The following is an 8,556-nucleotide window of genomic DNA, read 5'->3' on the forward strand; positions in this document are numbered from 1 at the left end:
CATTATAGTATGCAACCTACTTCAAAACAGTAGGTTGTAAAAGTCAAAGGTGAGGTGTCCGAGTGGTTGAAGGAGCACGCCTGGAAAGTGTGTATACGGCAACGTATCAAGGGTTCGAATCCCTTCCTCACCGCCATTACTTTATTCAATTGATAACTTGTTGTCCTCATCCTTTTTAATCTTATTACCAATCTCATCAACTATCAGGCAATATACTTTATTGATATCATTTTTTAATTTAATGGTTGGCAATATAAAAAAATATGAAAGACAGATTATTTTAAATCAACAACTCTTAAATGGCTTTAGTTGTTGAATGTAATTGTTATTAATTGGGTATAGTTAAAATTGAATCAAATCAACTTTTCCATAAAAGATTATGCTACAACTAGATCGTAATTATAAATAGCGTGATATTCCATTTATCAGCACTATCTTTTTTTAAATAGCTTTTTCATAAGCCTCACAAAATTGGGCTAGAGACATATTACGAAAACCCCTTACCTTGACCCTATCTTTAACTAATTTTTCTGCTATATCATAAAGTGACTCTTTGATCTCATCACTTGCTTCATAATCTAAATAGGACAACTCTTTCAATAACGTCGATTGGATCTTTTCTACTTCAATTTGTCGCTTTTGATCGTTATCAGCATTTTGCATAAATTGCATATATGACATAATCATAACTTACCTCGTCGCAATTTGTAACATCCATTGAAATAGCCCGAAATAACCAAAGACAATTAAAATACGGGTACAAAAAATAGCGAATATAATCTCACCTTCAGTTAATTTATAGTCCTTGTGAAATCTGTCTTTAATTTTTACATTAATAAAATCTCGGTTAGTCATAGTTACCTCAAAAAATGCATCTACAGAATATGTCACTGTCAAAGTAGTAAGACGCTTAAATGTCAATGTGATAGCCCTTTAAATATTTATTTTTATAACTTCTTTCCTTAGTGCTTATTTGCTCTATTTATTATTGGAGCTGTATATTTATTTAGTGTTTACTGTATCGTTATCTTTATTTAATACAGTAAGTTTAGTAAATAATTAACTAAAAGTAAAGTTATAATTTATAAAAAACTAAACTTATTTTTAAGGAAAGGATGTTTATTTAATAAAATAAATCTTTTAGAATTGATTCTTTATAACAATTGATTTTGATTTAGGCAGGTGTTGTTTTATGTGAACAGAGTGTTTTATATATAAAAAGTCTTAAAATTAAAGAAAAGCCATAAAAATGGCTCTATTTTTTGTCAACAACTAATGATATTAAATTATGACAAGGTCATTATTTTATCATTGCGTATTTATTGTTTAATTAATCCAATATTGATGATTGCCACCAAACTCGTCCCAACACGGTTATTGCATCTTGAGGTACAATTTCATCATCATACCCGGGATTATAACTTCTAATTTTTATTTGATTACCTGGTAACTTTTCTAAAATCTTTATTCGTAATAATCCATCATGATTAATTGCGTAGATTTTCCCGTCACGGATATTGGTATCGGCTTGATCTATTCCCACAGTTGAACCGTCTCTAAATACTGGCTCCATACTATCACCATAGACCGTTAGACATACTGCACAATCTTTATCTATCCCATATTTACGCATAGTAGATTTAGATAGTCGTAATTTGTAGCCGTTATAATCTTCGATATCATCAGCAAAACCATCACCTGCTGATAACCGAACATCCTTATAAAAAGGTATTTCAATTTCATCATTATCAAGTGGTGTTTTGCTATCCCATTCATCAATATTGCCTAGCATTGTGGCATTTGATCCATTACTTTCTGTATCCAGATAATAGAAAGGCATACCATAGTCATGCTCTAAACGACGCGCAGACTTTTCACCGAACGAAGCTTTACCATTCATTAACTGAGAGATATAACTTTTTTCCTTCTGTGGTACTGTTTTACCAGAAAACCATTGTCGTAGATTTCTTGCTCTGATTTCTTTTAATGCGTCTTTATTCATACTGGCTCCTATTTTTTTCCTATTCTATTTAGTAATTACTAAACAAGCAAAAAGTAAACTTTACTTGACTAATTGTTTATTAAACACTAAACTTAAGTTAATTTTTAACTAAATATGAGAGTGGATAATGGATCTCTTAAGTTATTTAGAGCAACTTCCTAAAGGTGGAAAAACAGAATTTTCCAAAAAAATTGATGTCACCAAACCATTCCTACGCAATATGGCTATTGGAAAAGCGAAGATACCTATTTACATAGCAAAGCGAATTGAGAAACAAACTTTTGGCAAGGTGAGTAAAACCGAATTACGGCCTGATGTATGGGATTGTGATGCTAATTAAATACTAAACTAATTCTTTACTTAATGCCTTCGGTTTGCAGATCGCAAAGTGAAAAATAATAAATAATCAATGTGGTATAAAACACAACAAGATAAATCAGTGAGGTAACTATGCAAATATTTAATCCCAGAACACAACGAGAAAGAGTTATAGCAATTTGTTGTGATGGTCAATACCGAACTCTAGAAGGAATACAAAAAGAAATTAAAGTTAGATTTAATCAGTTTGATAGCACACCAGCAATCAGTGCGAGGTTGAGAGAAAAAAGTCAAATTTTTCAGTTTGGATATATAAAAGATAAATATCGAACGGTTGATCCTAAGACTAAAAAGGCTTGTTATCACTACACATTAAAGAAGATCTACTAATGAAAGTGACAGAACTCATATATTTAATCGGTAAACCAAATGCCTATTACTCAAAGTTAGCCAAACCATTAGGCGGAGTAAGTGTTGCCGTATTATTTTCACAATTGTTTTACTGGCAAGATAAAGCAACATCTCATTTAGGAGTTTATAAAACTCGTGATGAATTGGAAGAAGAGACCGGTTTAACTCATAACGAACAGAGAACAGCAATAAAAAAACTCTGTGAAAAGGGTATTTTAATTGTTACCGAAAAAAGATTAGAGCATAGAACATTTTATAAAATTGATAATGAAAAATTAAATCAAGTGTTATTGGATTTCGCCAAATCTAATAATTACTTATCACGATCTTCACAAAGTCATCATCCCGAACTCGACAAAATAGCTTCCGAGATGATTAGAAAATCAAGTTCATTAGATCAAGAGATTACAACAAAAACTACTACAGAAATTACAACAGATATTGTTATTAACAAACAAACACAAAAAACAAAGCGCGGGTGTCAACTACCTGAAGATTTTAGACCTAACACACATCATTTAGAAATAGCTTTAACAGAAAACGTTGATCTCGAAATGGAGTTCACTAAATTCAAAGATTATTGTTTGGCTAACGGTAAAAAATACCTTGATTGGTGTGCGGCTTTTAATAATTGGTTACGTAATGCTGGGCGTTATAAAAAATCAAATAATCAATTTATTCCAACTAAATTTATGACACTTGCAGAGAGAAATAAAGCTATTTTAGAAAGTATGCGGAGCAATTATGACAAAAATAACAGATGATTTTTTAACAGTTATTGGTGGATTACTTGATTTATATGGACAACAAGCCAGTATAACCAAAGTTAATATTTATTGGTCAACACTAGGACAATATCCTATCGAATCGTTACGCTTAGCGGCTAATACATGGGTTCGTAAAAGTCAATTCATGCCCAAACCAGCTGATTTAATCAAATTAATGGGAGGTGTTAATCATCATTTATCGGCTGATGAAGCTTGGGCAGTTGCCATTTTGGCTAGTGATGAAACTAATACTGTTGTTTGGACTAATGAAATAGCAAGGGCATGGACACTAGCAGAGATTGTTTACCGTAATGGTGACCATATTGGTGCAAGACGAACATTTATCGAAGCTTATGAAAGGATGATTAACCAAGCCATGATGTATGGTAAGCCGGTAAAAGTGTTTGTCTCTTTGGGAAGTGATAAACAAAAACGTGCCGAAGCAATTAATCGTGCTGTTTTTACTGGTTTATTAACTCAAGATAAAGCAGATGACTATCTGCCCAAACCTGAAAATACATTGGCCATGCTTGAGTATAAAAAAGATGATACACACACACCAAATAAAAGTCTGGCTCATCTGACAAATATCAGAAAAATGTTAAGAACAGCACAATCTCACATTGTCACGACTTAATCATTATTAGTTAAAGCTTTCAACAATTATTAGACAAAATTATCCGTAAATTAGTACAAAAGAAAAAATATTAACAATCTTAACCTACGCAATAAACAGTTAAGAAAATTAATACCACTAAATAACATAGGTAAGAAGTAATAGGAGAGGTGAGATGAGAGATACCAAAGATATTCTAACTGCATGGAAAAATACTAGAATCTTAAGACGTATAGGAACTGAATATCCATCACAATCTTCAGGCATAAAAGGGGCGGCTCGTGAGAATGACTATCGTCAATATTTGACAGAAGATGAAGCTGAAAAAGTTGATAATGCTGTTTTGAGATTAAAAGATGATAATTATTCACATTGGATTATTTTAACTGCCTATTACTTGAGAGGGATTTCATGTAATGCTCAAGCAAAAGTGATAGGAAGGCGTCCTCATGATATTATCCATTTATTAAATGAGGCGGAATGCTTTATAAGAGGTTATATTTTTGAGTTTTTCAAAAAAGAATCATAAAAATTTTAGTTTTTGTGATTAAACATGTTGACTTTGCGCAAATGCACATATATAATAAGTACATAATGTATTTTTATGCATACAAAATTTAAGCCTAGCTAGAAATAGCTGGGCTTTTTTATTGGCTATAACGCTATTCTTTATTAAGAAATTTCTTCACTAGTCTTTGTTTTAACAAATTGGTAGCTTGATACACAAACTCCTCTTCACTCACTTTATTAATATCAATTTTGCTAAGATCATCTTGTATTTCATCCAAAAATTCATCACTAGTGATAAATGAACTCACTTCTTCAATGAATTTTTTCTCTTTTGTTGTTGGAATATTATAGGAAGGAACCAAGTTTGTAGATATAGCAACTTCTACTTTTGTTTTTAATGGATCTGATGAGTTTATATTATCCGATGTTCCGGATTCGTCTTTAATAATATCTTTTATGTTTTCCTTATTATGGTTCCATTTTATTTTTTTTATATATTCATGAAGCCATGATGAAAATATATACACAATACCATCAATAATTTTTTCTTGTTTTTTTTTAGGTAGGAACATCCAAACTTGAGAAACTATGTAAGAAAATCTCACTAGAAACTGCAACATCCTTAATTATGCCTTTAAGTGTGATTATTTGATGCAAATCATTTTATCATTAAAAAAATATGAAAGTATATCGTAACAATTGAATATATATTTTGAGTATTCACTCAACATCAAACCGGTAGCAATGCTAGACACACACATCTTCAATCAATAGCTAGTGCGCTACCACTATTTCAACCGCCTCAACATGGAGGCATATCATGAAGATTAAACGTATGCCTATAAGAGACCCTGATAATATCAATTGGCTCGTTGTCATTTATCTATTCATCCTAACATCACTTGGTTCATTAGCTAGCTATTGTTATCACGTTCTCAACGGTGACAAATTTAATATCTGGGTTTTAATTGCTCAAATATTCATTTCAATATTTGCTGGTGCGCTAGTAGTGTTAGCTGCTAGCTATTTTAACTGGGCTTTTGAGTTTGCTGGTGGGATTGCTGGATTGGCTGGTTGGTCAGGTGCAACCTTGATTAAAGCACTTGAGGAACGTTTGATAAAAAAAGCCAAAGGAGATGAACAATGAAGCTAACAAGGCTAAAAACTAATTTAAATGGGACATTTGGTAAGATTCAATTGCCGTCAGGCAAAGTTCTGTCAACTTTAGAACTACAATGGAAAGATAATCAACGCCAAATTTCATGCATTCCTGCGGCTACGTATCAATGCGATATGGTTAATTCACCAAAGTTCGGACGAGTATATCAAGTTAAAGATGTACCGAATCGCTCTCATATTTTAATTCATGCCGGTAATTGGACTAAAGATACATCGGGTTGCATTCTAGTTGGAATGAGTAATAACGATTCTCAATTATTTGAAAGTAGAAAGGCGTTAGCTTTATTAATGAATGAGCTTGACGAACAATCATTTAAATTGGAAGTTGTAGAAGCCTATGATAAATAAAACAACAGTTATTTTAACCTTTCTTTGTACTCTCTTTTTCTACACTACAATAAACCAGTGGTTAGCTAAAAAAACTGCACAAAATAAAATTACCGAGTTAACAAACGAAATCGCTCAAACTAAACAGAAAGCTGAATCTGATAATCAAATAGTCGCTAACAATGAACAAGAAAAGGTTAAGCTCGAAAATCAATCACAAGAAAGACAGGAGCAAATGAATGAGCAACTCAAAGATAATGATTGTGCTAATCGGTTTGTGCCTATGCCTGTTTCTGCCAGCTTGTACAACCGAGCGAAAAATTTACGTGAATCAACCGATACCAGCCAATCTATTAAGTGATTGCCTTCCACAGTTACCACCTAAATCAATGACATTTGGTGAGAGCCTTAAATATAACGAGCATTTATTAAATGTCATTGAAAAATGTAATACCGATAAAAGATCTATCAGAGACATTAATAATACTAAATAAGTTAGTTATCTAATAATTTCATGTTGTTATTAGCATAATCCATAATAGTTAAACCATTACTTATCGCATCATTTTGTAATCTTATTAGGAGATTTTATTCAATGTATTTAATTAGTTGAGCTTTGATTGTTTCTCATCTCAATATTATTGTTAAAAATAATATAAGCAAATATGTTTCGGATTATTTAAGTCATATCTAATAACAGAAGATATCAACCAATACACATCAGCTAAGATTATCGATTTAATCTAAAAAGTTATTCCATGATTTATTTATAAAAATATTTAGCTGTTAATGTTGTGATGCTGATTAATAACGGAAAGTTAAGCCATAACTATAATTAGATAAGTTTATCAAACATTTTTTTCATTTAATTTAGCCTTTAGTAACAACAAAAATTGACGCTTAATCAATTCAAATCCGAGTGCTTATCCAATCTTTTGGATAAAACCACTTACATCGTACCAAGCAGTCTAACTAACTGGACTGATTCATTAATTTAATTATAAATAGGAGATTTTATATTATGAGTTTTGCATTACCTAATGGTTCACGTGTCTATGTACAGAAAACAAAAGACATTGCATATAATTTTGAAACTATCTCAAATGCTAAAGAAGCCGTTATCGTGCTTAAAACTGGGCATGGGATAGTAGTCGGCGATGAAGTTATCATTACTTCATCATGGAGTAAATTAAATAATGTTGTTGCCAAAGTTGTTCTTGTTAATAATACCGAAGTTACGTTAGGTAATATTAATACGACTAATACTAAGCTGTTTCCGGCAGGAGAAGGTAAAGGAACAATAACCAAAATCAAAGAGTGGGAACAAATTCCACAAGTGAAAGAGGTTTCTTCAGAAGGCGGTGAACAACAATTTATTCAAATACAATTTCTTGAAGATGACATTGAAAAACAACTACCAACAATTAAATCAGCAAAAAGTAAAAGTTATACTATTGCTCATGATAGTTCTCTATCAATTTATGGGTTATTACAAGAGTTAGATCAAACTAATGAAATTGTAGCAATGAAAATGTATGTACCTAAAGCGCAAGAAACTCGTTATGATTCTGTTCGTATTTCTTTTGACCCAACTCCGGTAACTGCTATTAATGATATTGAAACAGTAAAAGTTACAGCGACAGTTGAATCACCTGCAATTACATTTTATAAGAGCAAAGAAACTGAAAACTAAGGAAATAAAATGGCTAAATTCAAATTAGTTGCTGAACCGACATTTAAATGTAAAGTTTCTATTCCTCGACCAGGTCAAGAAAATGGACAAATCGAATTCACTTTTAAACATTACAAACTGAGTGATATTACTAAATTTGAGGAGGAGCTAAAAGATAAGTCTGTAGCTGAATTTGTAATGAAAATTGTAACTGGCTGGAGTTTAGATGAAGAGTTTAATCAAGACAACATGGAGATCTTATTAAATAATTATCCGGCTGCAATTCAGGCAATTACCGATATATATTACAAAGAAATTTTTGGACAACGCGAAAAAAACTAATCACTCTCGTCACTGCACTTTATACTTCTGAACCATCTAAAGAAGAATTAGCTGCCTTTGGGCTAACAGAAGATGATTATGAAGATGAGTATATCGAGGTATGGCAAGATAATCTTGATGCGTTAAGATTGTTTAGTGCTATGTCTACGCAGTGGCGTACCAGTATAGGTGGCATTACTGGCCTTGATTATAATTGCCTACCTTGGGTAATGAAAATGCAAAATATTAAAGAAGATGAACATATATTTAGCGATATTCAGCTCATGGAAAGTGAAGCTTTAAAAATAGTCCATCAGTCTAAATAACCGACGAAAGTCGGTTTTTTTATGTTAGTTATATCTATGTAATAAATGATTAATTGACAATTTATTAGATAGTTAACTAATTTAAAAAGTCTATTTTAATAAAATAA

The 8,556-nt window shown here is 31.7% G+C and carries 15 protein-coding genes and 1 tRNA gene; 13 read left to right on the forward strand and 3 right to left on the reverse strand.

Annotated elements, in window-relative coordinates:
* Positions 1-48 precede the first annotated feature (48 nt).
* Positions 49-136: transfer RNA gene (locus A9G11_RS01910), tRNA-Ser, on the forward strand.
* A 305-nt stretch (positions 137-441) separates the two neighbouring features.
* Here the strand turns inward: A9G11_RS01910 and A9G11_RS01915 are convergent.
* Together A9G11_RS01915 and A9G11_RS01920 are read right to left on the reverse strand one after the other, a co-directional pair.
* On the reverse strand, positions 442-681 hold the full coding sequence (locus tag A9G11_RS01915) for a hypothetical protein (protein ID WP_141674328.1): 240 nt from the start codon (positions 679-681) through the stop codon (positions 442-444).
* A 649-nt stretch (positions 682-1,330) separates the two neighbouring features.
* Positions 1,331-2,002, reverse strand: coding sequence for a S24 family peptidase (locus tag A9G11_RS01920; protein WP_065617846.1), 672 nt, complete (start codon positions 2,000-2,002; stop codon positions 1,331-1,333).
* A 127-nt stretch (positions 2,003-2,129) separates the two neighbouring features.
* Here A9G11_RS01920 and A9G11_RS01925 point away from each other — a divergent pair, with 127 nt between their 5' ends.
* From A9G11_RS01925 to A9G11_RS01945, 5 genes are all read left to right on the forward strand, one after another.
* Positions 2,130-2,342 carry a YdaS family helix-turn-helix protein gene (locus A9G11_RS01925; RefSeq protein WP_065617847.1) on the forward strand — a complete coding sequence of 71 codons (213 nt, stop codon included), beginning with the start codon at positions 2,130-2,132 and terminating at the stop codon, positions 2,340-2,342.
* 110 nt (positions 2,343-2,452) lie between these two features.
* Positions 2,453-2,710: a hypothetical protein gene (locus A9G11_RS01930; protein ID WP_065617848.1), complete on the forward strand. Its 258-nt coding sequence runs from the start codon at positions 2,453-2,455 to the stop codon at positions 2,708-2,710.
* The gene (locus A9G11_RS01935; RefSeq protein ID WP_065617849.1) at positions 2,710-3,495 is read left to right on the forward strand and encodes a hypothetical protein; all 786 of its coding nucleotides are present in this window, start codon (positions 2,710-2,712) and stop codon (positions 3,493-3,495) included. Before A9G11_RS01930 ends, A9G11_RS01935 begins: the two co-directional genes overlap by 1 nt.
* Positions 3,476-4,135: a hypothetical protein gene (locus A9G11_RS01940; RefSeq protein WP_065617850.1), complete on the forward strand. Its 660-nt coding sequence runs from the start codon at positions 3,476-3,478 to the stop codon at positions 4,133-4,135. The genes A9G11_RS01935 and A9G11_RS01940 overlap by 20 nt, the downstream gene beginning before the upstream one ends.
* Before the next feature lie 154 nt (positions 4,136-4,289).
* Complete coding sequence (locus tag A9G11_RS01945) at positions 4,290-4,643, forward strand: antiterminator Q family protein (RefSeq protein ID WP_065617851.1); 354 nt, start codon at positions 4,290-4,292, stop codon at positions 4,641-4,643.
* A gap of 133 nt (positions 4,644-4,776) precedes the next feature.
* Here A9G11_RS01945 and A9G11_RS01950 read toward each other — a convergent pair whose 3' ends face one another.
* The gene (locus A9G11_RS01950; protein ID WP_141674329.1) at positions 4,777-5,229 is read right to left on the reverse strand and encodes a hypothetical protein; all 453 of its coding nucleotides are present in this window, start codon (positions 5,227-5,229) and stop codon (positions 4,777-4,779) included.
* A 215-nt stretch (positions 5,230-5,444) separates the two neighbouring features.
* Between A9G11_RS01950 and A9G11_RS01955 the strand changes: the two genes are divergently transcribed.
* From A9G11_RS01955 to A9G11_RS01980, 7 genes are all read left to right on the forward strand, one after another.
* Positions 5,445-5,771 (forward strand): phage holin family protein, encoded by a 327-nt coding sequence (locus A9G11_RS01955; protein WP_218056006.1) that lies wholly within the window; start codon positions 5,445-5,447, stop codon positions 5,769-5,771.
* Positions 5,768-6,151 carry a DUF5675 family protein gene (locus tag A9G11_RS01960; RefSeq protein WP_081298379.1) on the forward strand — a complete coding sequence of 128 codons (384 nt, stop codon included), beginning with the start codon at positions 5,768-5,770 and terminating at the stop codon, positions 6,149-6,151. The genes A9G11_RS01955 and A9G11_RS01960 overlap by 4 nt, the downstream gene beginning before the upstream one ends.
* Positions 6,141-6,491, forward strand: coding sequence for a DUF2570 domain-containing protein (locus tag A9G11_RS14150; RefSeq protein WP_065617853.1), 351 nt, complete (start codon positions 6,141-6,143; stop codon positions 6,489-6,491). Before A9G11_RS01960 ends, A9G11_RS14150 begins: the two co-directional genes overlap by 11 nt.
* Positions 6,388-6,624, forward strand: coding sequence for an Rz1-like lysis system protein LysC (gene lysC, locus A9G11_RS14745; RefSeq protein ID WP_081298381.1), 237 nt, complete (start codon positions 6,388-6,390; stop codon positions 6,622-6,624). The genes A9G11_RS14150 and lysC overlap by 104 nt, the downstream gene beginning before the upstream one ends.
* 527 nt (positions 6,625-7,151) lie before the next feature.
* A complete protein-coding gene (locus tag A9G11_RS01970) occupies positions 7,152-7,823 on the forward strand; it encodes a phage tail protein (protein WP_065617854.1) in 672 nt (223 codons plus the stop codon).
* 9 nt (positions 7,824-7,832) lie between these two features.
* Positions 7,833-8,144, forward strand: a complete 312-nt coding sequence (locus tag A9G11_RS01975) for a phage tail assembly chaperone (RefSeq protein WP_065617855.1) — start codon at positions 7,833-7,835, stop codon at positions 8,142-8,144.
* The gene (locus A9G11_RS01980) at positions 8,144-8,449 is read left to right on the forward strand and encodes a DUF1799 domain-containing protein (RefSeq protein WP_065617856.1); all 306 of its coding nucleotides are present in this window, start codon (positions 8,144-8,146) and stop codon (positions 8,447-8,449) included. The genes A9G11_RS01975 and A9G11_RS01980 overlap by 1 nt, the downstream gene beginning before the upstream one ends.
* The last annotated feature ends 107 nt before the right edge of the window (positions 8,450-8,556 follow it).

Source organism: Gilliamella sp. wkB108 (assembly GCF_001690195.1).
GTDB classification, from domain to species: domain Bacteria; phylum Pseudomonadota; class Gammaproteobacteria; order Enterobacterales; family Orbaceae; genus Gilliamella; species Gilliamella apicola_L.

Coding starts and splice junctions, on each gene's coding strand:
- A9G11_RS01915 (WP_141674328.1), bottom strand. CDS start 681: ATGTCATATATGCAATTTATGCAAAATGCTGATAACGATCAAAAGCGA.
- A9G11_RS01920 (WP_065617846.1), bottom strand. CDS start 2,002: ATGAATAAAGACGCATTAAAAGAAATCAGAGCAAGAAATCTACGACAA.
- A9G11_RS01925 (WP_065617847.1), top strand. CDS start 2,130: ATGGATCTCTTAAGTTATTTAGAGCAACTTCCTAAAGGTGGAAAAACA.
- A9G11_RS01930 (WP_065617848.1), top strand. CDS start 2,453: ATGCAAATATTTAATCCCAGAACACAACGAGAAAGAGTTATAGCAATT.
- A9G11_RS01935 (WP_065617849.1), top strand. CDS start 2,710: ATGAAAGTGACAGAACTCATATATTTAATCGGTAAACCAAATGCCTAT.
- A9G11_RS01940 (WP_065617850.1), top strand. CDS start 3,476: ATGACAAAAATAACAGATGATTTTTTAACAGTTATTGGTGGATTACTT.
- A9G11_RS01945 (WP_065617851.1), top strand. CDS start 4,290: ATGAGAGATACCAAAGATATTCTAACTGCATGGAAAAATACTAGAATC.
- A9G11_RS01955 (WP_218056006.1), top strand. CDS start 5,445: ATGAAGATTAAACGTATGCCTATAAGAGACCCTGATAATATCAATTGG.
- A9G11_RS01960 (WP_081298379.1), top strand. CDS start 5,768: ATGAAGCTAACAAGGCTAAAAACTAATTTAAATGGGACATTTGGTAAG.
- A9G11_RS14150 (WP_065617853.1), top strand. CDS start 6,141: ATGATAAATAAAACAACAGTTATTTTAACCTTTCTTTGTACTCTCTTT.
- lysC (WP_081298381.1), top strand. CDS start 6,388: ATGATTGTGCTAATCGGTTTGTGCCTATGCCTGTTTCTGCCAGCTTGT.
- A9G11_RS01970 (WP_065617854.1), top strand. CDS start 7,152: ATGAGTTTTGCATTACCTAATGGTTCACGTGTCTATGTACAGAAAACA.
- A9G11_RS01975 (WP_065617855.1), top strand. CDS start 7,833: ATGGCTAAATTCAAATTAGTTGCTGAACCGACATTTAAATGTAAAGTT.